This window comes from Enterococcus sp. DIV2402 (assembly GCF_017426705.2).
GTDB classification, from domain to species: domain Bacteria; phylum Bacillota; class Bacilli; order Lactobacillales; family Enterococcaceae; genus Enterococcus_F; species Enterococcus_F lowellii.
In genome coordinates, this window is record NZ_CP147251.1 from 136,367 (window position 1) to 163,357 (window position 26,991).

At 36.3% G+C, this 26,991-nt stretch carries 27 protein-coding genes and 1 tRNA gene; 6 read left to right on the plus strand and 22 right to left on the minus strand.

Translation table 11 applies throughout. The annotated features are described in order from the left end of the window. Nucleotides 1-303: 303 nt before the first annotated feature. Both DOK78_RS00680 and DOK78_RS00685 read right to left on the minus strand, forming a co-directional pair. On the minus strand, nt 304-1,608 hold the full coding sequence (locus DOK78_RS00680) for a PTS sugar transporter subunit IIC (protein ID WP_207871737.1): 1,305 nt from the start codon (nt 1,606-1,608) through the stop codon (nt 304-306). Nucleotides 1,609-1,626: 18 nt separating this feature from the next. Further along, nucleotides 1,627-3,018, minus strand: coding sequence for a glycoside hydrolase family 1 protein (locus DOK78_RS00685; protein WP_207871738.1), 1,392 nt, complete (start codon nt 3,016-3,018; stop codon nt 1,627-1,629). A gap of 149 nt (nt 3,019-3,167) precedes the next feature. On the opposite strand from DOK78_RS00685, the gene DOK78_RS00690 reads away from it, so the two are divergent. Then, complete coding sequence (locus DOK78_RS00690) at nt 3,168-3,938, plus strand: MurR/RpiR family transcriptional regulator (protein WP_207871739.1); 771 nt, start codon at nt 3,168-3,170, stop codon at nt 3,936-3,938. A gap of 103 nt (nt 3,939-4,041) precedes the next feature. Here DOK78_RS00690 and DOK78_RS00695 read toward each other — a convergent pair whose 3' ends face one another. The 3 genes from DOK78_RS00695 to DOK78_RS00705 all read right to left on the minus strand — a co-directional run bounded on the left by DOK78_RS00695 (nt 4,042) and on the right by DOK78_RS00705 (nt 7,305). After that, nucleotides 4,042-4,794, minus strand: coding sequence for a MurR/RpiR family transcriptional regulator (locus DOK78_RS00695; protein WP_207871740.1), 753 nt, complete (start codon nt 4,792-4,794; stop codon nt 4,042-4,044). A 17-nt stretch (nt 4,795-4,811) separates the two neighbouring features. Beyond that, nucleotides 4,812-5,762 carry a Gfo/Idh/MocA family protein gene (locus DOK78_RS00700; protein ID WP_207871741.1) on the minus strand — a complete coding sequence of 317 codons (951 nt, stop codon included), beginning with the start codon at nt 5,760-5,762 and terminating at the stop codon, nt 4,812-4,814. Nucleotides 5,763-5,913: 151 nt separating this feature from the next. Next, entirely contained in the window at nt 5,914-7,305 is a 1,392-nt protein-coding gene (locus DOK78_RS00705) for a glycoside hydrolase family 1 protein (protein ID WP_207871742.1), read from the minus strand. Between the two features lie 146 nt (nt 7,306-7,451). Between DOK78_RS00705 and celB the strand changes: the two genes are divergently transcribed. Continuing rightward, nucleotides 7,452-8,720 (plus strand): PTS cellobiose transporter subunit IIC, encoded by a 1,269-nt coding sequence (celB, locus tag DOK78_RS00710; RefSeq protein WP_207871743.1) that lies wholly within the window; start codon nt 7,452-7,454, stop codon nt 8,718-8,720. Nucleotides 8,721-8,827: 107 nt separating this feature from the next. Further along, nucleotides 8,828-9,544 (plus strand): UTRA domain-containing protein, encoded by a 717-nt coding sequence (locus DOK78_RS00715; protein WP_207871847.1) that lies wholly within the window; start codon nt 8,828-8,830, stop codon nt 9,542-9,544. A 731-nt stretch (nt 9,545-10,275) separates the two neighbouring features. On the opposite strand, the gene udk is transcribed toward DOK78_RS00715, so the two are convergent. The 4 genes from udk to DOK78_RS00735 all read right to left on the minus strand — a co-directional run bounded on the left by udk (nt 10,276) and on the right by DOK78_RS00735 (nt 12,959). Next, on the minus strand, nt 10,276-10,902 hold the full coding sequence (udk, locus tag DOK78_RS00720) for a uridine kinase (RefSeq protein WP_207871745.1): 627 nt from the start codon (nt 10,900-10,902) through the stop codon (nt 10,276-10,278). 76 nt (nt 10,903-10,978) lie between these two features. Then, nucleotides 10,979-11,662 carry a YjjG family noncanonical pyrimidine nucleotidase gene (locus DOK78_RS00725; protein WP_207871746.1) on the minus strand — a complete coding sequence of 228 codons (684 nt, stop codon included), beginning with the start codon at nt 11,660-11,662 and terminating at the stop codon, nt 10,979-10,981. 119 nt (nt 11,663-11,781) lie between these two features. After that, entirely contained in the window at nt 11,782-12,162 is a 381-nt protein-coding gene (locus DOK78_RS00730) for a DoxX family protein (RefSeq protein WP_207871747.1), read from the minus strand. An 86-nt stretch (nt 12,163-12,248) separates the two neighbouring features. Next, nucleotides 12,249-12,959: a 16S rRNA pseudouridine(516) synthase gene (locus DOK78_RS00735; protein ID WP_207871748.1), complete on the minus strand. Its 711-nt coding sequence runs from the start codon at nt 12,957-12,959 to the stop codon at nt 12,249-12,251. Nucleotides 12,960-13,264: 305 nt separating this feature from the next. Here DOK78_RS00735 and DOK78_RS00740 point away from each other — a divergent pair, with 305 nt between their 5' ends. Then, nucleotides 13,265-13,873, plus strand: a complete 609-nt coding sequence (locus tag DOK78_RS00740; RefSeq protein WP_207871749.1) for a 50S ribosomal protein L25/general stress protein Ctc — start codon at nt 13,265-13,267, stop codon at nt 13,871-13,873. Between the two features lie 86 nt (nt 13,874-13,959). Here DOK78_RS00740 and DOK78_RS00745 read toward each other — a convergent pair whose 3' ends face one another. From DOK78_RS00745 to DOK78_RS00760, 4 genes are all read right to left on the minus strand, one after another. Further along, complete coding sequence (locus DOK78_RS00745) at nt 13,960-14,298, minus strand: glycine cleavage system protein H (protein ID WP_207871750.1); 339 nt, start codon at nt 14,296-14,298, stop codon at nt 13,960-13,962. Nucleotide 14,299: 1 nt separating this feature from the next. Further along, complete coding sequence (locus tag DOK78_RS00750) at nt 14,300-14,653, minus strand: arsenate reductase family protein (RefSeq protein ID WP_207871751.1); 354 nt, start codon at nt 14,651-14,653, stop codon at nt 14,300-14,302. Then, nucleotides 14,654-15,877 (minus strand): FtsW/RodA/SpoVE family cell cycle protein, encoded by a 1,224-nt coding sequence (locus DOK78_RS00755; protein ID WP_207871752.1) that lies wholly within the window; start codon nt 15,875-15,877, stop codon nt 14,654-14,656. Between the two features lie 260 nt (nt 15,878-16,137). Further along, nucleotides 16,138-16,210, minus strand: a tRNA-Thr gene (locus tag DOK78_RS00760). 126 nt (nt 16,211-16,336) lie between these two features. Between DOK78_RS00760 and DOK78_RS00765 the strand changes: the two genes are divergently transcribed. Beyond that, the gene (locus DOK78_RS00765; protein ID WP_207871753.1) at nt 16,337-16,573 is read left to right on the plus strand and encodes a hypothetical protein; all 237 of its coding nucleotides are present in this window, start codon (nt 16,337-16,339) and stop codon (nt 16,571-16,573) included. A gap of 36 nt (nt 16,574-16,609) precedes the next feature. On the opposite strand, the gene upp is transcribed toward DOK78_RS00765, so the two are convergent. The 6 genes from upp to DOK78_RS00795 form a co-directional block, all read right to left on the minus strand. Then, the gene (gene upp / locus DOK78_RS00770; RefSeq protein WP_207871754.1) at nt 16,610-17,239 is read right to left on the minus strand and encodes a uracil phosphoribosyltransferase; all 630 of its coding nucleotides are present in this window, start codon (nt 17,237-17,239) and stop codon (nt 16,610-16,612) included. A 271-nt stretch (nt 17,240-17,510) separates the two neighbouring features. After that, the gene (gene glyA / locus DOK78_RS00775; RefSeq protein WP_207871755.1) at nt 17,511-18,752 is read right to left on the minus strand and encodes a serine hydroxymethyltransferase; all 1,242 of its coding nucleotides are present in this window, start codon (nt 18,750-18,752) and stop codon (nt 17,511-17,513) included. Nucleotides 18,753-18,933: 181 nt separating this feature from the next. Next, nucleotides 18,934-19,956 (minus strand): L-threonylcarbamoyladenylate synthase, encoded by a 1,023-nt coding sequence (locus DOK78_RS00780; protein WP_207871756.1) that lies wholly within the window; start codon nt 19,954-19,956, stop codon nt 18,934-18,936. 196 nt (nt 19,957-20,152) lie between these two features. Continuing rightward, nucleotides 20,153-20,983, minus strand: coding sequence for a peptide chain release factor N(5)-glutamine methyltransferase (gene prmC, locus DOK78_RS00785; protein WP_207871757.1), 831 nt, complete (start codon nt 20,981-20,983; stop codon nt 20,153-20,155). Then, entirely contained in the window at nt 20,976-22,049 is a 1,074-nt protein-coding gene (gene prfA / locus DOK78_RS00790; protein WP_207871758.1) for a peptide chain release factor 1, read from the minus strand. Before prfA ends, prmC begins: the two co-directional genes overlap by 8 nt. Nucleotides 22,050-22,066: 17 nt before the next feature. After that, entirely contained in the window at nt 22,067-22,636 is a 570-nt protein-coding gene (locus DOK78_RS00795) for a thymidine kinase (RefSeq protein WP_207871759.1), read from the minus strand. A gap of 259 nt (nt 22,637-22,895) precedes the next feature. On the opposite strand from DOK78_RS00795, the gene DOK78_RS00800 reads away from it, so the two are divergent. After that, a complete protein-coding gene (locus DOK78_RS00800) occupies nt 22,896-24,047 on the plus strand; it encodes a peptidoglycan-binding protein (RefSeq protein ID WP_207871760.1) in 1,152 nt (383 codons plus the stop codon). A gap of 42 nt (nt 24,048-24,089) precedes the next feature. Here the strand turns inward: DOK78_RS00800 and DOK78_RS00805 are convergent, their stop codons facing one another. From DOK78_RS00805 to DOK78_RS00815, 3 genes are all read right to left on the minus strand, one after another. Continuing rightward, on the minus strand, nt 24,090-24,554 hold the full coding sequence (locus tag DOK78_RS00805) for an ASCH domain-containing protein (RefSeq protein WP_207871761.1): 465 nt from the start codon (nt 24,552-24,554) through the stop codon (nt 24,090-24,092). A 36-nt stretch (nt 24,555-24,590) separates the two neighbouring features. Next, nucleotides 24,591-25,280 (minus strand): TraX family protein, encoded by a 690-nt coding sequence (locus DOK78_RS00810; protein WP_207871762.1) that lies wholly within the window; start codon nt 25,278-25,280, stop codon nt 24,591-24,593. Nucleotides 25,281-25,456: 176 nt separating this feature from the next. Continuing rightward, nucleotides 25,457-26,971 carry a CHAP domain-containing protein gene (locus tag DOK78_RS00815; protein WP_207871763.1) on the minus strand — a complete coding sequence of 505 codons (1,515 nt, stop codon included), beginning with the start codon at nt 26,969-26,971 and terminating at the stop codon, nt 25,457-25,459. Between the last annotated feature and the right edge of the window lie 20 nt (nt 26,972-26,991).

Consider the following 26,991-nt stretch of genomic DNA (forward strand, 5'->3'; position numbering starts at 1 on the left):
AAAAGGTTTGCAAAAGCTTTAATCCATTTCTTTCCCTCTATTATACCAATTATTTTCCCCTTTGAAACAATTGAAGAAATCGGACTTGTAACATGGTACAAAGAATAACCAGGCTAATGATAATCGGATAAAAATTGTTTAGTTCTACACTTAAGATAAATACCAATAAAAGAAAGACACAACTTACCAATAATAGTTTCCAAAAAGCGATTTGAAAAATTGCTACCTGCTTTTTCATAAAAATATGCGTGCCTAATATCAGTAATACACATAGAATGATTAACTGCATGTCAACACTCCTTTTTATGCAACTTCTTTTTCTGCTTCGTTTTCTTGAACAATTTGAAGTTTTTCAAATGCTTTGAAGAATGGATAATAAATCGCCAATGAAACAAAGAAACAGACAATTACCATGACACACGCAACCCAATTCCAATTAGAAGTGATCAAGGCACCCAGTGGAGCTGGAATTGAAAACGGTGGTTTAACCATCATTCTTGGCATCCAATCCAAAGCCGTAACGATATAAACTAAAATAGTGTTCGCAATAGGTACTAAAATAAATGGAATAGCTAGTAGTGGGTTCATGACGATAGGTGTTCCAAAAATCATTGGTTCATTAATGTTGAAGATACCTGGTAGAATAGATAATCTGCCTAATTGCTTCAAATATTTTGATTTGGAGAACATAAACAGAACCACTAACGCTAATGTTGCACCGGTTCCACCCATTTGTGCATACCATTGATAAAACTGCTCAGTAAATATATTCGGTAAATCAAAAGCGTTCATTCCTCCTTGGAACAATTCAGCATTTTCTAAAATTGCTTGATCCCAAAATGGACGAATAATTGGACCCAATACTGCATGGCCATGAATCCCCAATACCCAAAAAACACAAATTACAAATTGAGTAATGATACCACCAAGTAAGTTATTTCCCGTCAGAAATCCTTTTAATGGTGAGATGGCAATCGTCAATAAACCATTCAAATCAAAGCCAAAGAAATGGCGAGGAATCCAGAAAATCAAAATGACTAATAATGTTGGTAACAATGCAGCAAACGATTCTCCCACAACTGGTGGTACACCTTCTGGCATTTTAATTTCTAATTTTTTTACTTTGGTAAAATGATAAATTTCGACAGATATCAATGCAGCTACAATCGCGCCAAACAAGCCTTGAGAACCTAGAGGAGCAATCGGTAAATAGCGTCCAGCCGCAACTGCTTCTCCTGCTTGATTCACACCCTCCGCTAGATTAATCGGGACAATCATTAAAACAGTAGCCAGCATTGAGAGGAAACCACTAGTAATTTTATCTAATTTATACGAATTCCCTAAGTTAGAACCAATCGTAAATGCCGCATACAATGACATTAAACCTACTGTGAAACGAAACGGAACATCCAGTGCATTTAAGTACGGCGCTACCCATTCAGTATATCCAGGAATAGGTAGATTCAGAATAATCGTAAAAAAGGAACCCACAACCGTCAATGGTAAAATTGAAATCAATCCATTACGTACAGCTTGCAGATGCCGTTGATTCCCAATGGCATTCGCAACCGGTAAAAGTTTCATTGCAACTGAATCTAAAAAATTCATTTTTCTTCATCCCCTGTTTTAATTATTTTTATCAAAGCCTTGATTTTCAATAACATCTTTGAACCATAAACCCGATTTTTTCACTGTTTTTTCGCCTGTCTCCAAGTTCATACGATAAAAACCATAGCGATTTTTGAAGGCATTAATCCATGACCAACAATCCACAAATGTCCACATATGATAACCTAAGCAGTTACTGCCTTCTTCCATTGCTTGATGTAACCAACTCAAATGTTCTTCTAAAAATTCGATACGATAATCATCTTGAACCATGTCGTCTTGAAGATATTGTTCCTCATCTTGAATACCAATCCCATTTTCCGAAACAAACCAATCGATATTCCCATATTCATTTTGAATTTTCTTCGCGATGTCATACAGCCCTTTAGGATAAATTTCAATACCACGCGATGTATTCATGCGACGCCCCGGCATTTCATAGTTATCATAAAACCATTCTGGAGAGAAAACACCTTCTGGATTAGGTACACTTTCTCTCGCTTTCACACGGCGAGGACGATAGTAATTAATCCCTAACAAATCAATTTTCGTTGCTGATAAAAGCTCTTTGTCTGCTGTTGTGACAACTGGTAATTGGTCGTATTTTCGTAATATTTCGCCAATTTCTTCCGGATAAAACCCTTTCAAAATAACGTCATTTAAACTTTTGGTATAAAACAAATCGGCCATTTCTGCGGCATACAAATCAGCAGGATGTTGACTACGCGGATAGACTGGAATCACATCCATAATAATTCCTATTTTTCCAGAATAACCACCTTCACGAAAAGATTTAATGGCTTCACAGTGACACAAAACAATATGATGTAGCACTTGGGCAGCTCTTTTAAAATCCACTACATAAGGATAATGGCGATCATGTAAATAACCTGCTTCGGCGGGAATCATCGGTTCGTTAAAGGTAAACCAATAGGCGACTTTATCTCCGAATAGTTCAAAACAAGTTTCGGCATATTTTTTATAAGCTTGAATCACTTCTCGATTTTCAAAGCCACCTATTTCTTGCAATTTCATCGGCATATCAAAATGATACAAATTGATAAATGGTTGAATGCCTTTTGCATTTAACTCGTCCAACATCTGATTATAAAAAACAACTGCTTCAGGATTCACTTCGCCAACCCCATCTGGAATCAATCGTGACCATGAAATGGATGTTCGAAACGAATTAAATGATAAATCCGCCATCTTTTGAATATCTTCTTGATAATCTTCATAAAATCTTGACGTTTGTTCTGTCGTAACACCGTCGAAAAAGCGATGGTTGTATTCTTTTGACGCATAGTCCCAAATATTTTCTCCTTTCCTATCTCCTTCAACCCGTCCTTCTGATTGTGTAGCGCTCGTTGCTGCTCCCCAAAAAAAGTCTTTTGAAAATGAATAATGCATCTAATCCCTCCATTTGTAAGTGCTATCATTTACACCGAGAGTATAGCATGAATTAAAATCAATATAATGATATAATTCATTTTAGTTTCCAATAACGGAAAATGTTTCTTGTTACATTTATGTCACGACATGTTACGGAGGATGAATACATGTTATTTCTTGATTATGTACCTGAATTAACTCCTTTAGAATTTGAGATTTATCGCTTTGTCGCTCAACATTTAGATGCTGTTTCAAAAATAAAAATTAAAGAATTGGCCAACCATACCCACACCAGTGCCACTAGTATCACGCGTTTTTGCAAAAAATTTGAATGTGCTTCTTTTTCAGAATTCAAAATTAAACTACGGATGTACAATGATTCTTTGCAAAAATCAAAAATTGCAGAAAGTGATGAAACACAATACATGGATTTTTTACAGCGAGTCAATCAACCGTTTCTACAAGAAAAAATTGATCAAGCAGTGTCATTACTCAGAGAAAAACAGTTAGTTTTATTTATCGGTTCAGGAACATCTGAAACAATCGCCGCCTATGGATCGCTTTATTTTACTAATTTAGCCAAAACCGCTTTAAAAATTGAAGACCCTTCCAATTATCCTATTGAATGGTTTTCTGAAGAAATATTAGAGAAAGTGTGTGTAATTGTCTTGTCTATTTCTGGTGAAACCAAAGAAATGATTCATTATTTGCAACGTTTGAACCAAAAAAAGTGCTGCATTATTGCAATCACTAATTCTGAAACTTCTACTATTAGCCGACTATCGGATTTAACGATTCCTTATTTTATCGAACGTGAAACAATTTATAAATCCAGTAACAATACAGATAAAACAATTGAGCTGACTTCACAGGTTCCTGCCCTATTTTTATTAGAAAAAATTGCTAAACGCTTGCATTTAAACCATGAAATCCACTAAAAGCAGCAAGTCACAGCCTCAATAAAAAGCGTAGAAACGATATTGTAAGCCCCAAAAGGTAGCTTTTTGCTCTACCTTTTGAGGTTCAACATACAATCTGCTTCTACGCTTTTTTATTTTTTGATTTTTGAACTTCTTTTGCTAAATATTCAATCGTATATAACGCTGGAACTTGTGTGGCTATATCGGCTTTTCCCTTACGCGCTGTTGTAATATAGTAGGCTAAATTAACATCTGACAAGCTGGCAATTGTTGAGTTAGCACTATTGGTAATCGAAATAATCGCACGTTGTTGCGCCACAAAATGATTGAGATAATTGATAACGTCTAAAGATTCTCCATCTACTGATAAAACAATCAGTGCCATTTTTTCAGCGCTCGCAGTGCTTAACGAATTCAATGAATGATTCCCTGATAAATCAAGGTGCGCGACTACCGGGAAAATAGAGGCAAAATAGAACGCGCCATAAGAAGCAATACTATTGGATGTTCCTCCCCCAATAAAAAACACCATTTCTTTTTCCGCTAAAAGTTGAACTGCTTTCTGTAAATCCTCTTGGAATCGTTCTTCCTTCAAACGATGAATAAAATTGATAAAAGCACTCTCATCTACAGTTCGCACCGTTTGTTGTTTCTCTAAATTCTCCTGATACCATCGCAATTTAATTTTAAATTCCGAAAAACCTTCACAGCCAAATTTTTTGCAAAAACGTAAAATACTAGCGGTACTTGCCTGTGTGCAGGTTGCTAATTCACGGATACGCATATAACTTACTTGCTCCATATGAGACGCTATATATTTATAAATCTCAAAATCAATCGGACTTAATTCGGGTGTATCGTTTAAGAATAGCATGATTTACCTCCGGATGTTTAGCTTTCCCATTGCTGATACAATTGTTCAAATAATTCAACGGTTTGTAAGGTCAACTCTTTTGTGACAACCGGACTTTCCAACAAGCCTTTTTGAAGACAGTCATTGACGTGATTGACTTCAAAAACAAATTCGCTTTGATACGGTTGCTCGAATTTTTCTGTTTTTCCTTCACATAACAGTGTTGCGTTTGTTGCCTTCCAAAAATTAGGAATAGTCAGCTCCCCTTTTGTTCCATAAAATGTTAGCTGACTCGGTAAATCCAGATGGGTAGTAATAAAAATATTCCCTTGTACTTTATTTTCAAATAGTACACTGACATCACATTGCGTATCACTTTCATGAGGATTACGTACCGCTGTACCCGCCGCTTCAACAATCGCTCCGCCTGTCACATACAACATGTACTGTAGAGGATATCCGCCTGAGCCACGTAGTGCACCACCACCTGCTTCAACAGAATAAAACCAATCAATATGATGAACCGTAGGATATGCCGTAATTGATTGCATATAGTTCACCGTGCCGATTGCTCCTGCCTCAATTTTTTCTTTGACAATTTGTGTGATTGGTAAAAACAATGCTTTTTGTGCTTCCATGATAAACAATTGGCGTTCACGCGCCAAATCAAATAATTCTTCTGCTTCATCCCAATTAAGTGTGAAGGGTTTTTCCAGTAAAACATGCTTGTTCGCTAACAAGGCTTCCTTAGCCGTTTCGTAATGACCTTTGTTGTACACGGCAATATACACAATATCAATGGTAGTATCTTGCAATAATTCTTGATAGCTACCATAGACATTAGGTATTTCAAGCTGTTCTGCCATTTCTTGCGCACGTGCATAATCACGCGCTGCAATCGCCACAACTTCGCCATCTTTGCTTTCTTTCACTCCTGCTACAAAGCGGGGAACAATCTGTGCAGCGCTGATAATTCCGTAATGAATCATGAATTTTCTCCTCCTTTGTCACATTTGATTGTACTATACTTTTTTTCATTTGAAAAAGCACGAATACACAAAAAAAAGAGGACTGTGACATAAGTCCCCTTCTGATTATAACTGAGGATGATACATCCTTACGTCACAGCCTATCTATTCTTTAATTAAATCCGTTCTTTTCAGAAACTTCATTAAACCAATATCCTGATTTTTTGATTGTTCGTTGACCATCCTGCTCAAGATTTACTGCAATGAAGCCATACCGATTTTTATAAGCATTAGTCCATGACCAATTATCCATACAGGTCCACATATGATAGCCAATGCAATTTGCACCTTCTTGAATTGCTTGGTGAACATACCTTAGATGATCTTTAACAAACGCGATGCGATAATCATCTTCAATCTGACCGTCTTTATTGATAAAACGTTCTTCTCCCTCTACCCCCATACCATTTTCAGAAATATAACATTTAATATTGCCGTAATTTTCTCGAGTATTGGTCAAGATGTCATAGATTCCTTTTTCATAAATTTCCCAACCACGATAAGGATTCATTTTTTTATTTGGCATATCATAATTATCAAAATAGTCGTCTGGCATTGGATGATTGATATCAGCGATTGGTGTTTCTTTGGCCTTGATTCTACGTGGCTGATAATAATTAATTCCAAGTAAATCAACTGTATTTTCCTGAATCGTTAGTAAATCTTCTACTTCCATTTTTGGTAAAATATCTAATTCTTTGATAATTTCTACTAATTCTTCTGGAAACGTTCCTTTGACAGCGGGATCTAAAAAGGAACGATTGAAAAAAGCATCTGCAATTGCTGCAGCTTTAACATCTTCTGGATTGGAATCATCTCGTGGGTAGCTAGGTGTCAAGTTTAAAATAATTCCTATCTCGCCATCTAATTCCATCTCATGATATATCTTGATTGCTTGAGCACTAGCCAAATTTTCATGGAAGCCCACTTGAACAGCTTTTTTTAAATTCACTTCATTTGGATAATGAAACTGATACAAATAACCTCCTTCTACTGGAACAATCGGTTCATTATGAGTAAACCATTTCTTTACACGATCACCAAATAGTTCGAAACAAATTTTAGCATATCTTACATAAGCATCCACTGTTTGGCGACTCATCCATCCTCCTTGTTCCTGTAAAGACTTCGGCATATCAAAATGATACAAATTTATCAAAGGCTCAATATCATTCGACAGTAATTCATCAATATAGCTATTATAAAATGCCACCGCTTCTGGATTGACAGCTCCCACACCATCCGGAATTAAACGACTCCACTGAATGGATGTTCGAAATGAATTATGTCCTGTCTTTTTCATCAATTGAATATCTTCTTTATATTTCGTATATACTTGTGATGCTTTTTCTGGACCTACTTTATTAAAAAATTTTTCTGGCTCTTCTTCATACCAATAATCCCATATACTCTCTCCCTTAAGATCACCATGGATTCGCCCTTCACTTTGCGGACCACTAGCTGCTGAACCCCATAAAAAATTTTCTGGAAATTTATAATTCATATTTTTTCCTCCTTTACGATTTCCCAATTATCATAGCTGATATCAAAAAATAAATCAATCTTTTTAAATAAATGACTAGACATTTAAAATAAATAATGGTATATTTTCGTTGTAATCGATTACAAATATATATAGAGGTGACTATAATGAATAGTTTTATGGACAAATTGTCAGAAAAAATTATGCCTTTAGCTAATGCATTAGGGCAGAATCGTTATTTATCAGTTTTACGAGATGCATTTATGCTTTCTTTTCCACTTACGATGTTTGGCTCTATTGTTGTTGTTATTAATAATTTACCTTTCTTTAATGATGCTACAAAAGGAACCTTGAGCGGTCTTTTTGGAAATGGACAAAATGCCACAATGAGTATTATGACAATTTTTGTCACATTTGGTATTGGCTATTATTTATCTAAATCTTATAAAGTTGAGGCTATTTTCGGTGGCGCTGTTTCTTTAGCTAGTTTTTTAATTTTAACACCGTTTGTTTTATTAACTGAAGATGGTACTGAAGTCAGTGGCGTACTCTCTTTGGATCGATTAGGTGCAAAAGGAATGTTCATTGGTATGATTGCCGCTTTTATTGCCGCAGAAATTTATTGTCGAATCACTAAAAAAGGCTGGCAAATAAAAATGCCTGATGGTGTTCCACCAGCTGTGACAAAATCGTTCGCCGCATTGATTCCCGCAGTCGTAACTTTGACTTTCTTTCTATTAGTTAATGCCTTAATGATTGGAATCTTTCATGTGAACTTGCATGATGTTATCTATGAAGTCATCCAAAAACCATTAACTGGGCTAGGTAGTAGTTTACCTGCGACTTTATTAGCATTATTTTTAGTTCAATTTCTGTGGTTCTTTGGATTACACGGGCAAATTATCGTAAACTCTGTTATGGACCCAATTTGGAATACGTTAATGCTAGATAACCTTGAAGCATACCAACAAGGACAGGATTTACCTCATATTATTACCAAACCTTTCATGGAAACATTTACTGTTGGACTAGGAGGTTCTGGTATGACTTTGGCAGTTGTCATCTTAATGGCTTTTGTTTTAAAGAAAAAGCAATATCAAGAGATTGGTCGACTAGCTTTAGCTCCAGGCATTTTTAATGTGAATGAACCCGCGATTTTTGGCTTGCCAATTGTACTCAACGCAACCATTTTAATTCCTTGGATTTGTGCACCATTGATTGTAACCACCTTCAACTACTTTATGATGGCAACAGGTATCGTTCCTGCCCCGACAGGCGTTTCCGTTCCTTGGACAGTTCCAATTATTGCTAGCGGAACACTAGCCACAAACTCATGGTTAGGCGGTTTATTGCAAGCAATAGATTTCATTATAGTTGCTTTAATTTGGTATCCATTCTTACGAGCAATGGATCGCCAAACAACTATCGAAGAGTAAACAAAACAAGAGATAAACCCGTGTATTTCGCGTTTATCTCTTGTTTATTTCATCTTAAGATTGAGGAAATGAAAAGAATTATGTATACTCAAATAGAGGTGAATGATGTGTTGAAGTACGAAGAAATCGCAAATGTTTTAAGAGAACGAATCAAAAGTCAGATTTATCCTCCTGACAGCTTTTTACCCAATCAAGTACAATTGGTAGAAGAATTTTCAGTGAGTCGAATGACCATCAAAAAAGCCATTAATATTTTGACTATGGAAGGACTAGTTTATGCACAACGTGGTAGTGGTACAAAAGTATTAAATCACCCTTTCGTTAATCGTGATACGTCTATTTTGTCCAATTATCAAGGTTTAAGCACAGAGATGATGCGTGAACATCGCTCATTAGAGAGTCAAGTCATTGAATTTAAAGTTGATTTTCCTGACAAGAATATCCAAGAACGTTTAATGATCGATGCTGAACAGCCGATTTACAAAATTATTCGTCTTCGCATTTTAGATGGTGAACCATTTATTTTAGAGTATACGTATATGCCAGTCAATCTTGTACCTGGATTGAAAAAAATCCATGCTGCTAATTCTATCTATAGTTATGTCAAAGACGAATTGGGGATTAAATTTGCTGGTGCCTATCGAACAATCATGGCCGATATCAGTTCTGAATTTGATCAACAGTATTTACAATGTAAAAAAACAGATCCGGTTTTAGAGATTCAACAAATCATTTATTTAAACAATGGTCAACCACTAGAATTCTCATGTAGCAGAAATCGCTATGATGTACGAGCCTATTCTTATCTAGACGTGAAAGAATAGCGTGCGCATTTCGAGTAATTAGCCTGAAGTTATGACATGAATACAAATAAAAGTATCTGAACCATAGAGAAGCGTGTGTGCTACTATTACGACAGAGGTCTGTCGAAGCATAGGAGTCGTCTTTCTATCGTTCAGATATTTATTGTTCATAACGTAATATCACACATTCCTTTCTTAACAATTAAAATTTACTATCTGGTTTATAAAGAAAAAATACCTCGTTACTCTCTAATCGCCCCCTTGCTGATAGAATTGTTCAAATAATTCAACGGTTTGTAAAATCAACTCCTTAGTGACAATCGGACTCTCCAAAAACAAATTTGCTTTGATACGGTTGCTCGAATTTTTCTGTTTTTCCTTCACATAATAGTGTTGCGCTTGCTGCCTTCCGAAAATTAGGAATAGTTTGTTCACTTTATATTGTGTATCACTTTCAAGAAGATTACGTACCGCTGTACCTGCTGCTTCAGCAATCGCTCTACCTGAACCACTGAAAAAGCACACATACACAAAAAAAGGCAACAACAAACAAATTGTTTGTTGTTGCCCTTTTTACAGTACTATTGCTAGTAGATGATCGATTCTCCACAAAACAATCATCCGACACCCTGCAAATCCGGCAGGTTGAGTTTCCTCGGTGTGTCTCTGTTTGAGTTGACTAGCATCCGCTAGCCGTCTCGGCTCATCGCATGAAGATTACTTTAGCATAAAATCACTCGCTTGGCTAGTGTTTAATCTTCTAAAATTGAGCCAACTTTCGTATTGATTAAATCAATCGCTACATGATTTTCGCCACCTTCAGGCACAATGACGTCTGCATAACGTTTGGTTGGTTCAATAAACTGATTATACATAGGTTTTACGACGGATAAATATTGTTCAATGATTGAATCTAGCGTACGTCCACGTTCTTCCATATCACGTTTGATACGACGAATAATACGAATATCGTCATCTGTATCCACGTAAATTTTAATATCCATTAAATCACGTAATCGTTCATCTTCTAAAATTAAAATCCCTTCTAAAATGATGACCTCTTTTGGTTCTTGAATAATTATTTCGTCACTACGTGTATGTTTGACATAATCATAAACAGGTTTTTCAATCGTTTCGTAATTTAATAATTTTGATAAATGCGTAATCAATAAATCCGTATCAAAAGCTAACGGATGATCGTAATTCGTTTTTAAACGATCTTCAAAGGCTAAGTGGCTTTGGTCTTTGTAATAAGAGTCATGCTCTAACATCATGATTGAATGCTCGGGAAAGTGATTTAAAATCGCACGACTGACACTTGTCTTGCCACTTCCAGATCCTCCAGTAACGCCAATAATGATTGGTTTATGTTTCGTCATCAAATTTACCTCTTTCATTTTCAATTCTCTTTAAATTATAACGAAAATAGGCAAAATTACTATCAAAATCCACCAGTTAAACTAAAATTCCATAAATTTCTTCCAGGTTTCGAATTTGGAAAGTCGGTTTAATGTTTGGTTCTTCAACATTTTTAACAGGATTTAACCAAATGGTATCAATACCAGCATTTTTCCCACCTTGAGTATCAGAAGTCAAAGAGTCTCCTATAATGATTGTTTCTTCTCTTTTCAATTCTGGAATACGTGCAAATGCGTAGTCGAAAAATTCTCGTTTTGGTTTTTGATAACCCGCTGTTTCGGATACAAAAATATCTTTAAAATAAGGTAATAGCTTTGAATCAGTGAGACGTTGGTATTGAGTTGTGGCAACACCGTTTGTAACCACGTATAACTCAGCTTTTTCTGCCAAGTCCTGTACAATCTCTAAACTATTTCCTAAGCGTTTGTGTCCTTGATTCAAATAATGACGATAGCGTTTTTCCATGGCTGGACTATCTACTTGTTTTCCTAAATGTTCAAACAAAATACCAAATCGACCATTTACAACCTCTGCTGAAGTCATATTGCCTTTTTCGTATTCTTTCCAACGTTGCTGATTTAACACCTTATAAGTCTGTTCAATTTCTGGTGTCAGCTCAATTTTCACTTCTTGAAACAGAGATTGTAATGCCTGATTTTCTGCATCTTTAAAATCTAATAAGGTATCATCGACATCGAATAATAATGTTTTGTATCGCATAGTAACGCTCCTTTTGTCTTCACTCTGTTAAATAGTGTAACTCATATTGGAATTTGAAGCCATTAGTAAACTTATTGAAAAAAACCAGAGCTACAAAATGTAGTCCTGGTTTTTTCTTGTTATTTTGTGGGAATAAATTGCACAATTTTTTTATCAAAATGACTAATTCCCACACCTAAGCTGATGACTGCCAATAATAGTTCTAATTCATAGCCATTCACAAAGCCGCTTTGTGCTTTTAACAAATACATTGCACTTAATAAAATGGCAATAAATCCTAGCGAAACCAGTGGCACTAATATCCCCGCAATCATAAATATTCCACCAACTACTTCTACCAAAGCAGTCAAAATAGCAACGATTCCTGGTACGCCGATACTTTCAAAAAATTGTTGTGTGCCAGTTAAATCTGTGAATTTCGCAACACCGTGCAACAACATAGTGATTCCTAAAATCACTCGAATAATAATAATGCCAATGACCAATCTATTCTTAAACATAACATCCTCCTAAACTTACTATAAGTTAGTACTTTACTATTAAACCATAGTTTGAAAGCCTAAGTAAATAATTATGCCTAGATTTTTCATCTGAAATAATCTTTTAATAACAGTAATTCGTCTTGCGTTAGTTCACGATAAGCACCTACTGATAAATCTCCTAGTGTAATTGGCCCCATTGCCACACGTTTTAAATAGATGACTTTTTTACCAGTCGCTAAAAACATTTTTTTCACTTGATGAAATTTTCCTTCTCGAATAGTTAAACGGACATGACTTTCATAGGGTGTTGCTGATAAAATTTCCAATTTTGCTGGTTGGCAGGTTGCACCCCCAATAAATTTAATACCTTGAGCGAAGATCGTCATATCTTTTGTAGTCACTTCTGCATTAATGATTGCTTCATATACTTTATCAACTTTTTTCTTTGGCTGAATTAAATCATAATTCAACTGTCCATTGCTTGTTAGTAGCAGAAGACCCTCTGTATCACGATCCAAACGCCCGACTGCCACTAAATCTTGACGATAGTCTTCAGTATGTAAACAGTCGAAAACAGTTGACAAATTATCTTTATTGGCAGTGACAACACCTTGAGGTTTATTTAATAAATAATATTTGTCATTTGTAAAAAGGCGTTGCCCATTAATGTCAATCTGATGAATTCGACTATCCACATTTTTATTTTCTTGATAAACCACTTGACCATCTACTTGAACTTTCCCCATTAAAAAAAGACGTTTCATCTGTTTTCTCGACGTCTTTAACTGTTTCTCAATTAATTTATCTAATCGCATAGTATCCCTTTCTTTCTATCTTATTATAGCTTGAATTCTTTAAGATTGTCCTAATAAAAAAATCGAAATCTTTGACTTCTATTAAAATTCCACGTATGGTTAAAGGGTAAAGTAAATATAAGTTCTCACTACACACAGCGTTACAACCTGGTGGAGAAAGATCTGATCAACCTTTCTGGGCAGCTGTGGATAAACAACTGCCTTTTTGCGTGTTCTCAATCACGTGCCACTTAAATGTGCATGAGTAACAAAAATTTGCTTAAAAACTACTGTTACAACACAGGAAATTTAGGAGGAATTGAGTTATGTCAGTATCATTGAAAGTAAGTAAGAGAGAAGTTCGCCCCCGTTCTATTCGAAACAAATTACGTCACGAAGGAAAAATTCCGGCAATTGTAAATGGGTACAAAGTAGAAAGTACACCTATTTCCATTGATGCCAAAGAATTTGACCGTATTTTACGTACGCATGGATTAAACACTGTAATTACATTGGCTATTGACGGAAAAAATGTTAATACTTTGATCCAAGACTATTCGTCTGACACATTTACAGGTCAAGTGACACACGTTGCTTTCCTATCCGTTGACATGAAAGAAGAAACAGAAGTGGAAGCAGAAGTTGTTTTAGTTGGTGAAGCTGCTGGTGTCAAAGCTGGTGGTGTTCTAACTCAAAATCTATATAGCGTGACTGTTTCTGCTACCCCTGATAAATTACCAGAAAATGTTGAAGTTGATGTTACTTCTTTAGAAATTGGTCAATCCATCACTGTTGAAGATATTCCAACTTCTGATGAATATACTATTGTAACAAATCCCGAAGAACAAATTGCGGCTGTGAATGAAGCTCAAATTGTAGAAGATGAAGAACCTGGTGAAGCTGCTGAACCAGAAGTTATCGGTGAAGAAGAATAATAAAAAATACCCTGTAAAGTCGAATGTACCGACCTCCAAAAATCTAACTTTTGGGGGTCACTACACGAAACTTTACAGGGATTTTTTTATAGTGCATCAAATTGTGCTACATCGACATCTTTCAAACTAATAATCCAAGCATTTAGCTCATCTTCATCATTTAATATATCCACATCTTCATCAATTTTTTCATTGACAGAAGAGACCACACCAGTTAATGGACTTAGGTATTCATTCACGGCTTTTTCGGCTTCAAGTTCAACTAATGTATCCCCTTGCGCAAATGTTTGTCCTACTTTGGGAACAGAAGCAAACGTAATTTTTCCTAAATCATCTTGTGCTTCTTTTGTTAAACCGATGACATATTCCACGCCATTAAATAATATCCATAAGTTATCTTTTTTCTTCAAGCATGTTTTTTCCATTTTAAAGGACTCCCTCATATTCGTTTTCCTTAAACCCATTCAATAAAAATTCACCATCTTTTACTAGAATAGGTCGTTTAATCAACATTCCATCAGATGCTAAAACCTGACTAGCTTCTTCTAGTGTAAAACTATCAATCTTATCTTTCAAGCCCAATTCACGATACTTCATGCCACTTGTGTTAAAAAAGCGACGCATCGGCAAATCACTAGCTTCCATCCACGCCTGTAATACTTTTGGCTCAGGAGGTTGCGTAATCATGTCGATTGTCTCAACAGTTTGTCCATGTGCTTCCAACCATTTTTTTGCGTCTCTACACGTACTACATTTTGGATACCAATATAATGTAAACATCTATCTTTTGCTCCTTCTACTACCTCTTTTAAGTGTTTCTGACTCTTGGTCAACAGAATGATAACGCATGGATAAAATCAAACCAATGCCAATCATGTTACTTAACAATGCTGAACCACCTTGACTAATAAATGGCAATGGAATCCCAGTTAACGGTAACAAGCCAATGTTTGCACCGATATTTTCAAACACATGGAATAAAATCATCATAATAATTCCAGTTGCAATATAGGTATAAAACTCATTGTTCGTATCAAAACAAACCCGAATCATGCGATAAATTAAAATGAAATATAATAAAATCACAAAAGTACTACCTACAAAACCAAAATTCTCACCAATTACTGAAAAGATCATATCCGATTCACGAACAGGGACATAGACATCACTGACATTAAAACCTTTCCCAAACATACCACCGGAACCAATCGCCATAATTGCTTTAGCTACTTGCCCAGAACTTCCTTGAACGTCATGAAAAGGATCTAGCCAGGCATCAATTCGCTTGAATTGGTATTCCGAGAATAAGCCAATATTTTCTAAAAACGCTCGTCCACCATCTGTAAGAACTAAAAAAATTGTGCCGGCACCAATAACCACAAACGTTGCAATGACTGGAACCACAATCTTCCAGGAAATCCCAGACATCAAAAAGATTCCGCCAAAAATAGCTAAAAAGACTAACATCGTCCCAAAGTCTTCTTGTAATAAAACTAAAATAATAACTGGTAACGTCACAGCTAACATTTTACCAATCAACAGTCCATCTGTCTGTAACGTTCGCTCACGATAACTCCCATTGTGCTTGGTAACAACCAAAGCCAACATCATAATCATCGCAATTTTCATTAACTCGGCTGGTTGTACAGTAAAGGCTCCAAAGCTAAACCAGTTACGAGAACCAGTAAACGCCGCAATATCTGGATCATAAAAACGAACCAATAGCGCCATGATTACGAGTCCTAAACCATAAATATACGGCGTTAATAGCCATAACATTCTAGAACTAATTCGCATGATAATAGCGACTGCAATAACCCCAAACACATACCAAACACCTTGCTTTAGAACGCCTTTAATTGGATTAGCAGATTCTGCTAAATTATGACTATGAAACAATGCAACATATAATGACGCTAATCCCACTAAGCATAAAAGAAAAACAGGTAAAATTACCCCATAATCAATTCGGTTATCATTTCTAAACACATTCTTTTTTTCCATCGGCTCTCTCTTTCCCTAAAAATACTCTTCTCATTATAGATGGAATCATTTAGAATTGAAAGTCTTCCGCTGAGACATTCAAAAAAATTTTAGAAATACTCACTTTAGAGCAATTTATAAATTTTTTATCGTGTTCATTTTTTTTGTAAGACAGTTATTTCTGTATCAACGCTTCTTTGAATATGATTTATTTTTATGATTGACTCGATAAAAAACGCTAATAAAAACCACGACGGCTTTACATCAGCGTTAATTACTTATGCCAGCTGCAGGGATCGAACCTGTGACCTACGCGTTACGAGTGCGTTGCTCTACCAACTGAGCTAAGCTGGCGAAAATACACAAGTATTATAGTTAAAAATCTTTTTTTTGTAAAGTGAAATTCTTTTATAATCCTGTTGTCTGAAAATTTCCAAAAAATGTGTTACAATTTAATACAGAAAGGGAGGTTTTTTAAATATGTCAACATTTGGTAAATTTGAAACAACTGTCGTCCCATCCGAATTTGGTGAAATGTTTACCGTAGATACTCCGGTAGCATTCAAAATTCACGATCAAGTAGAAACAGGTACTGTCACTAAACAGCTAAAAAACTCAGCCGTTATTGAAATTAATGAAACTGCTGACAATAAACAGCTCATGTCCAAAAGTAATGGCGTTATCATTATTAACTATAAACATATGAAGAAAATATAATAAAAACCGATTGGAAAAATCCCAATCGGTTTTTATTTATTTTGTACCGAATAAACGGTCACCCGCATCGCCTAAACCAGGAACGATATAGCCATGATCATTTAAATGATCATCTAATGCAGCTGTATAGATGTCTACATCTGGATGCGCTTCTTGTAACACTTTCACACCTTCTGGAGCAGCAACTAAACAAACAAATTTGATGTTTGAAGCACCACGTTTTTTCAATAAATCAATTGCCATGATCGCTGAACCACCTGTTGCTAACATCGGGTCAACCACTAATAATTGACGGCTATCAATATCTTCTGGTAATTTTACGAAATATTCATGTGGTTCTAGTGTTTCTTCATCACGATACACACCAACGTGACCTACTTTTGCTGCTGGAATCAATTGTAAGATACCATCAACCATTCCTAAACCAGCACGTAGAATTGGAATAATTGCTACTTTTTTACCTGCTAAAGTTTTTTGTGTTGTTTTCGTAATCGGAGTTTCGATAACGACGTCTTCTACTGGCATGTCACGTGAAATTTCGTACGCCATTAACATCGCAATTTCATCAACAACCTCACGAAATACTTTTGTTCCACAATTTTTATCACGAATAATTGATACTTTATGTTGGATCAACGGATGATCGATTACTTGAAATTTGCCCATTGTCAGCTCTCCTTTAGAGTTTTCTTTTATTGTAATTCAAATCAAAATTTCGCACAACATATCTTGTGTCAATTCACGTTATTTTTTTGAAATATCCATCTTTTATTCCTTTTTGATAAGAATTAGTGTTTATTTCAACTTTGGATAAATCTAGGCAAGGTTTTAGTTAATCGGAGTTACTTGCATCCTGATAAATAACAAGCTTTCTTTTTTCTTGATTTTACTGTAACAAAAAAAGGAATTCTCATTAGCTAGAGAATCCCTTTTGTTATTACTTCGCGTACAAAGGATGTGCATCTGTTAAAGCACGAACTTCTTCTTTCACTTGTGCATGAACAGCTTCATCGTCTTTATTTTCTAATACTTTCACGATTAGTTTAGCAACAGCTGCTGAACCTTCCTCGTCAAAACCACGACTTGTAATTGCTGGTGTTCCTACACGAATACCACTTGTTTTGAAAGGACTTAATGTTTCAAATGGAATAGAGTTTTTGTTGACAGTGATATTGACAGTATCTAATAATTTCTCAGCATCTTTTCCGGTCATATCAAAACCAGTTACATCAATTAGTAATAAATGGTTATCAGTTGAACCAGAAATTAGACGAGCTTTTGCTGAATCATTGAAGACTTCTGCCATCGCTTTGGCATTTTTGATGACTTGGCTTGCATAGTCTTTAAAGCTTGGGTCTAAAGCTTCTTTAAATGAAATAGCTTTACCAGCAATCACGTGTTCTAATGGACCACCTTGGATACCTGGAAAGACATTGCTGTTAATTTTTTTCGCTAAAGCTTCGTCATTCGTTAAGACTAAACCACCACGAGGCCCGCGTAATGTTTTATGCGTTGTCGTTGTGGTAATATCAGCATAAGGTACTGGGCTTGGATGTAAGCCAGCTGCTACTAAACCAGCAATATGAGCCATATCAACCATTAATTTTGCGCCAACTTCATCAGCGATTTCTTTAAATTTAGAAAAATCAATCGTACGAGAATATGCGCTAGCACCAGCAACGATTAATTTTGGTTGATGTTCTTTTGCTAATTCAAGAACGACATCATAATCAATTAATTCTGTTTCTTTATCGACACCATAACTTACAAAGTTATATGTTTTACCACTAAAGTTAACTGGTGAACCATGTGTTAAATGTCCGCCTGCAGATAAATCCATACCTAAAACAGTATCGCCTGCTTCAATTAAAGCTAAATACGCAGCTGTGTTAGCTTGGGAACCTGAATGAGGTTGTACGTTTGCAAATTCCGCACCAAAAATTTCTTTCGCACGATCGATTGCTAAACTTTCAATGACATCTACGAATTCACAACCACCATAATAACGACGGCCTGGATAACCTTCTGCATATTTATTTGTTAAGATACTACCTTGCGCAGCCATAACACCTTCAGAAACAATATTTTCAGAAGCAATTAATTCTAAATTGTTTTGTTGACGCTCAGCCTCATTTTCAATCGCTGTCCATAAATCTTTATCAAACTCTTTATAATCCATTCTACACATAACACCCCTTTACTAAGATGTTAGCATTGTAACATAATCGCGCACATAAATCTCCAAAAAAATCTAAAAAGGCGATTCATTTTGTCTATTTCAAATTAAAAACGGTTTAAAAACGAACAATAAAAAGAAATACATCTTTTATCGTTAGAAAAAAGATGCATTTCTTGCTCATTTATTCAAAATATTGTTGGTCTGCCGCTTTTTTTAGGCGATTCATGTACGCTACGCCTAAATCTTTTTCAGGAAATGTCGCCACGTAAATCACATCTAATTTTGGATTAGTTTCATCTAAGGCCCGTAATCCTGCAAATAGCCCTTTTGTGGCTGCTTCCACGCTATCATCAGCATACGTAAAAACCGTCGTTACGTTTTGTTGCACTTGGTTTACAATAGTAGGTCCTGCCATAACGCCGACTTTCAATGCTTGTTGTCTAGCAGCTGCTATGGCTTTTTCCCAATCGTTTTCGCGAATCATCATAACTCTTGTATCGGGTGAATAGTGTTTATATTTCATACCTGGTGATTTTGGTGCTTCTGATTCTTTAATCAAATGTTTATCAACAGCAATCTCGATGCCTAAGTCTTGTTCTAGTTGTTCCTTTGTAATTGCTCCTGGACGCAAAATCATTGGTGGTTGGTTGGGATCACTAATATCTAAAACAGTTGATTCCACCCCAATCGCTGTTGAACCATCTTCTAAAATCCCTTCAATTTTCCCATTTAAATCGTGATAAACATGCTCACTACTAGTCGGACTCGGTTTTCCCGAGGTATTTGCACTAGGTCCAACTAAAGGTAAACCCGATGCATTCAACAAAGCTAACGTTTTGTCGTTATTAGGCATACGAAACGAAACGGTTGATAGTCCAGCTGATACCACTGCTGGAAAAGCATCTTTTTTCGTTTGGCATACTAATGTTAAAGGACCTGGCCAATATTTTTCTGTTAATTGTTCTGCTAAGGGATGAATGTTATCTACATAGGTTTTTACTTGATTAAATCCTGTAATATGTACAATCAAGGGATTATCTGTTGGTCTACCTTTCACTGCAAAAACTCGCTTTACTGCCTTTTCGGATAAAGCATTCGCACCTAGTCCATAGACTGTTTCGGTTGGAAATGCCACTAAACCATCTGCTTTTAAAATAGCTACTGCCGTGTTCAATTCTTCTTCATTCAATCGTTTGGTTTCCAAAGTTATCCACACCCTTTCAATCTTTTTTTATTGAGTTATCAACAATTCTATATAGTTATACACATTCTGTGGAAAACTCTACTATTTATCATCTATTTGTCACTCAGCATTTCTCTCGGTAGTTACCTTGGTAGGAATATAGCTACTTTTAAAGGATTTGATTACCAATCTTAGTTATCCACAATCTTGTGGATAACTAAGAAACAAAAACCATTCGATCTTGTCCTGCCAAGTCTTTTTTAATTTCAATTACTTTATCAGGAAACGCTTCTTGAAATAATTTTTTAACTGCTTCTCCTTGTTGAAAGCCAATTTCTAAAAAAATCTTCCCGTGAGGTTGTAATTTCATTTTTGCTTGCTGAGCTAACTTTTCATACATAGCTAACCCATTGTTTGAAGCAAACAATGCTGTTTTGGGCTCAAACAAACGAACACTCTCATCCATCAATGACCATTCAGCTTGACTGATATACGGTGGATTGGAAATTAACACATCAATTGGCTGCGAAATCGGCTCCAAGGTATCACCGAGGTAAAAATCTACCTCTGTTGTTAACGCTCGACTGTTTTTTTGAGCTATTTCTAAGGCAGAAACAGAAATATCCACTGCCATAACTTGCCAGTTTGGACGCTCGGCTTTTAATGTAATAGCAATTGCACCGGTTCCTGTTCCCACATCTACCACCGTTAAAGGTTCAGAAGAATTTTTTTCTAAACAAAGTGCCACTAATTCTTCCGTTTCGGGCCGAGGAATTAATGTATCTGTGGTTACTTGGAATCTGCGACCATAAAATTCTTCGTAACCAATTAAATACTGTGGAGGATGATTGGCTAATAAAGCAGCTAAGTCGCTTTGTAGTTGTTGTTCTTCTGCGAAAGAGATTTCTTTTCGCATGTTTAACAGCCAATCCGTTTTCGTCCAATGTTTTCTTGCTAAAAAGACGTATTGAATCGCATAGCCTTCTTTACCTTGTTCTTCTAAAAAAGAAGAAGCCCATGACAGGACTTCTTGATAAGTTTTAGCCATTTTGCAACTCTTCTAACTTCGATGTTTGATCATACATAATTAATGCGTCGATGATTTCATCCATTTTACCTGCTAGAATTTGATCTAGTTTTTGAATAGTTAAGCCAATACGATGATCCGTTACTCGGTTTTGAGGGAAATTATAGGTACGAATTCGCTCTGAACGATCACCAGTTCCTACTGCTGATTTACGGTTCGCATCATATTCACTTTGCGCTTCTTGTTGGATTTGATCATACACGCGCGCACGTAAAACTTTCATTGCTTTCTCACGGTTTTTCAATTGTGAACGTTCATCTTGCATTGCCACCACAATTCCAGTTGGGATATGTGTTAAACGTACCGCAGAGGCCGTCTTATTGACGTGCTGACCACCAGCACCCGATGCATGATAAATATCCGTACGAATATCTTTATCCGCAAGATCGATTTCTACTTCTTCAGCTTCTGGCATCACAACAACTGTTGCTGTCGACGTATGAATACGTCCTTGAGATTCTGTTGAAGGCACACGTTGAACTCGATGAGCGCCACTTTCATATTTTAGTTTTGAGAATACATTATCGCCACTAATCATCATGATGACTTCTTTGTAGCCACCGATTCCGGTAACGTTTGCTTCTAGCACTTCCGTTTTCCAGCCTTGTGATTCAGCATAACGTTGATACATACTAAATAGATCTCCTGCAAACAATGCCGCTTCGTCTCCTCCAGCAGCACCCCGGATTTCCATAATAATATTTTTATCATCATTTGGATCTTTTGGTAATAATAAGATTTTGATTCGTTCTTCAAGCTCTACTTTTTCTTTTTTCAGTTCAGAAAGCTCTTCTTTGGCTAATTCCGCCATTTCATCGTCCAAGTTTTCGCCTAACATTTCTTCTGCATCCGCAATTCCTGCGACAACATCTTTATAACGACGATAAACGTCAACTGTTTCACGTGTGCTAGCTTCTTCTTTAGACAGTTCCATGAAACGCTTGGTATCAGATACGACAGCTGGATCACTTAATAATTCGCCTAATTCTTCGTAACGGTCTTCAATTGCTTGTAACTGATCGTACATTTGTTTTGCTCCTTTGTTTAAATTTCTGGATGGAAGTAATGGTGACGACAAACTGGATAATAGGCTTCATTGCCACCAATTTGCACTTGTGCACCTTCATAAACAGGCTTTCCATCAATATAATGTAAATTCATAATTGCTTTTTTGTGACAAAACCAGCAAATAGTTTTCATTTCTTCAATTTTGTCGGCATATAGCAATAAATATTTTGATCCTTCAAATAATTCATTACGAAAATCATTTTTCAGACCAAATGCCATGACAGGGATTCCTAATTCATCAACTACACGGGTAAAAGAAAGAACATGCTCTTTCTTCAAAAATTGTGCTTCATCAATCAATACACAATAAGGAGTGTAGTCCAGTTCTTGAATGACAGAAAATACATCTGTCTCATCAAAAATTGGAATAGCTTTCTCTTCTAGACCAATTCGACTAGAGACTTGTCCAATGCCCGAACGCGTATCTAATCCACTTGTCATCAAAACAACAGGTTTATTCTGTTCTTCATAGTTATGGGCAACTTTTAAAATCTCAATTGATTTTCCACTATTCATTGCGCCATATTTAAAAAATAATTGTGCCATGTGGTCATCCTCCGTTTGTTCCTTTGCTAGTATACTTGAAAATGACAATTTTTTACAGCTTTAAATATCTTCTTTCTTCGATTTTTATACAAAAAAAATGGAATTCAACAACTAACTTTTCAATTTTAAATAACATTGACTTGAATTTCACAATTAAATGCATGAATTTTTTCCTATAAAACCCAAAATACCATTTGGCAACGTTTTCCTTTTGTGATACAATGTGAATAAATTAACAATTAAATTTTAGGAGGATATTATGAAAAAGACACGAATCGCTACCTTTCTTGTTTTCGCTAGTTTAAGTTTAGCAGCTTGTAGTCCGGATGATTCAAATACGGCAGGTTCAACAACAGAAGGACAACAGACCACTGCTTCAAGTGCAACCACTTCAGAAAGCACTACAAGTGAAGCAAGTAACATTACTATTGCGGAAGGAACAGATACAGGCACTGAAATTCCCGAAGCAGGCACATTAGTGATGCGACAAATGTATACAGCACCACATGGAACAAACTCGTTCGCTGCTGTAAATGTTCTAATGAACGGAGAAACAATTGTTGCCGCACATATAGACGAGTTTCAATATTTAGATCCAGCTGATTTTACAGGCGTTCCAAATGCTGATGCTGGTTTTGGCGAAGCTTTTCCTGAAGGGACTGTTTTAGGAAGTAAAACTGAAAATGATGCGGCTTATTCCGCTTTAATGAAAGATAAAGCTGGTGCAACACAAACATGGCAAGCCAGTATGGATGCCATTACTGATTTTGTAAAAGGCAAAACGGTCGCTGAAATCGAGACAGCTGTCGGTGAGTTGGATAAACAAGGCGAAGATGGTAACCCTGCTGATGTTGTTTCTGGTGCTACATTTGCCGACACAAAAGGTTATTTACAAGCCATTGCTGACACAGCCAACAACGGCATGGTTGCTATTGGTGCTAAAACTGAAGCAACTGATTTTACACAAACACAATCTCTTGGCGCACCACATGGCGATAAATCCTTTGCCATCACAACTGTTGCAATGGATGGCGATAAAGTAGCTGCCGTCTTCCTTGATGAATTCCAATACGTAGATGCGACAGCTTTCGGTGGCGTTCCAAACTCTGATGCCGACTTTGGTCAAGGTGTTGCAGCAGGGCAAGTATTGGCTTCTAAAGTCGCTAACAATGATGCCTATTCAGCTTTAATGAAAGAAAAAGGCGGCTCTACTCAAGAATATGCAGTAAATATGAAAGCAGTCGAAGATTTTGCAATTGGTAAAACGATTGCTGAAATCGAAGCAGCTATCGGTGAATTAGATAAACAAGGCGAAGACGGTAACCCAACGGATGTCGTTTCTGGTGCTACCTTTGCTGATACAAAAGGTTATTTACAAGTTATTGCTGATACAGCCAAAAAAGCAGAATAAACGACAACAGTGTTCGTTGAAATCAGTTTCAACGAACACTGTTTATTTATTGCTATAAAGATCCACGACTTTAAATGACTGACACACCAATTCAATCGTTGGCGTAAATGGCAATGAATATTGTCCTAATTCCCAGCGGAAAAATTTTTCATGCTCCTGGTACCAATACTCATAACTTAAATCTCCTTCACCTTCAGAAACAGCAAATTCTTGAGAAACTTCATTCATCGGGACAATTTCAATTTTCGTATATTGAATAATCGCCAATGGATTATTTTGCCCATCCAATACAATTTCATATCCTCCAACAGCAGGTATGTTTTCTTCTTCAAGTTCATGGATACACTTGGCTGAACAGGTTCCTGTTTTAAGCCCTTGAACAACGAGCTGACCTAATTCATTCCCCATTTTTTCCGATCCATCTCCAAACATCCAAGCATCTGGAAGTGCTTGTGTCAGTCCTTGTTTCTGACTAAATGTATGCCAATATTTTCTTACTACATCCATCAAATCGCCTCTTATCTTTTGTGACCTTATCATTTATTACAACATAAAAGTCGCTATTAAAGCAATAATATATAAGTGCAATGGATAAAATAGATAGAAGAAATATTTAAAGAAGGGCTGATTACTCCCTTTTTCTCCATTATATAATGCTAAGAATGGCAAAACAGAAATAAAGAAAAAGTCTGAGTTCATCGCTAACATCGTCAATGTCGTTTGCCAATCTCCATAATCCACATAACTAAGGAAAAAGAACAAAATGGACAGTGCGAACCAACAACTATTGCGCAACCAACTATTGTTTCGAGCGAGATAAGCGATCAACATAAATGGAATCAGCACAATACCTCCTTCTGTCACTAAAGATCCTGCTATTAAGCAAAAAATTAGTAGACTAGCTGCTACTCGGGTTAGTCCTTGATTTGTTTGCCAGTGCTGTATCAGATATAGAATAGTTGTCCCGACCGCTAATGTCAGAAAAATATTATTATGCACAGCATATTCTTCCGCAAAAACAAGTGTATTTAACACCCAATTACTTGCAAGCATGAGCAAACCAGCACTCCATAAACGGATTAAATATTTTTTTTGATTTCTAGTATAGCGTAAACCTTCCACGCTCATATACGCAAAAAACACACCCACACAACGCGTTAACACGTGAAAAAGAGCTGCTGTTTCGGCAGATACAAAGGGACTGATATGGTCAAACACCATTAAGATAAGCATAAATACTTTCAATTGATTTCGATTAAAAATGTTGTTTCCTACTTTCTTTTTTTCTTTAATATAACAATAACTCTCTAGTGTTTACAGCTATTTAAATAACAAGTGACGAACAGTTTTGTCACATAAAAAAGAGGTAGAAAACTTCGTTAAGTTTTCTACCTCTAACTATCTTAAAATTAACGGTGAATATAAGTGTAACCTGATGCACTCATTGTTGCAGTGTTAGGGCCTCCAGGGCTAGAGAATCCCATACCACCTTGAGAAATAGTGATTGTGTTACTTGCTGCATCATAAGATTCTACATAAGCAACGTGTCCGTAAACACCATCAGCTGTCCAAACACCACCGACAGATTGACCAGCGGCAAATACTACGACTGAACCAGCGGCAGGTGTACCATTTACAGTATAGCCATCAGCTGCTGCAGATGCGCCCCACTGTGCGCCATTACCCCAATAAGTTCCAACCCATGGTGCACGGTTTTTCACATACCAAGTACATTGTCCCCAAGCATACATGTTACCTGAAGAAGAATGGTCAACTGCACCACTTGATGAATTTCCTACAAATGAACTATTATTGTTTGATTCAACAGAAGGTGTTTCAACAGTTACTTCTGGTGTTTCTTCAACTTTTGGTTGTTCTACAACAGTCGCTTCTGTTTTTACTTCTTGAACGACTTCTTTTACTTCAGTTTTTGGTTCAGAAACTTCTTGTTCCACAGTCTCTTCAACTACTGGCTGTTCTTGTGTTTCTGCTGGTTGTTCAACTGCTTTTTCTACTGATTCAGCTTGTTCTGCTTTTGGCTCAGTAGTTTCTTGTTCGATAGTTTGTTCAGCAGCTTGTTCTTGTGTTTCTACTGATTGTGTCGCTTTTTCTTCAGTTTGTTCTTGTTTAACTGTTTGTTGAGCGGCTTCTTGCGCTGCTTGTTGTTGAGCTGCTTCAATACGTGCTTGTTCTTCAGCTGCTTTTTTAGCGGCTGCTTGTTGTGCTGCTAAAATGCGAGCTTTTTCAGCTTCAGCTTCTTCTTTTTTCTTTTGTAATTTTGCTTTATCGCCTTCAGCAGTTGCTTGTTGTGCTGCTAAGTCTGCTTTTAAGACGTTTACGCTTGCTTGTTTTTCAGCAAGAGAATTTTTTTCATTTTCCAATTGTTGTTGTGTCGCCGCAACTTCTTGGACTTTTCTTTCATTCTCTTGAATATTTTTTTCAACAGCTTCTTTATCTTGTTTTTGCTTTTCGATTAATTCGTTATTTGCTTTAACGATTGTTGATACTGCTTGTACACGACCAATTGCATCGCTTAAAGAATCAGCTTCTAAAACCGCATCAAGTAAATTCATGTTATCGCCATTCACTTGGACGTCACGCGCTTGATTTTGGATAACTTCTTCACGTTGTGCAATACGTAATTTTAAATCAGCAATTGTTTGTTGTAATTTTTCAGCTTCTTTACCTAATTCAGCTTGTTTTGCTTCTAATTCGCTAACTTTTCCGCTAACTGTTGCAATTTCTGATGACAAACTATCGATTTGTGCTTGTGCATCTGCTTGTTGACCTTTTAAATCATTGATTTTTTGATCTTGTTGTTCAATTTGGTCATCGATTGTATCTGCCAAAGTTGCGCTTGGCGCTGTAACTGCTGTTAACATTAATGAACATACCATTAAAGTGGCTAAGTATTTTTTCTTCAAATTATTGTTCCCCCTGAGAT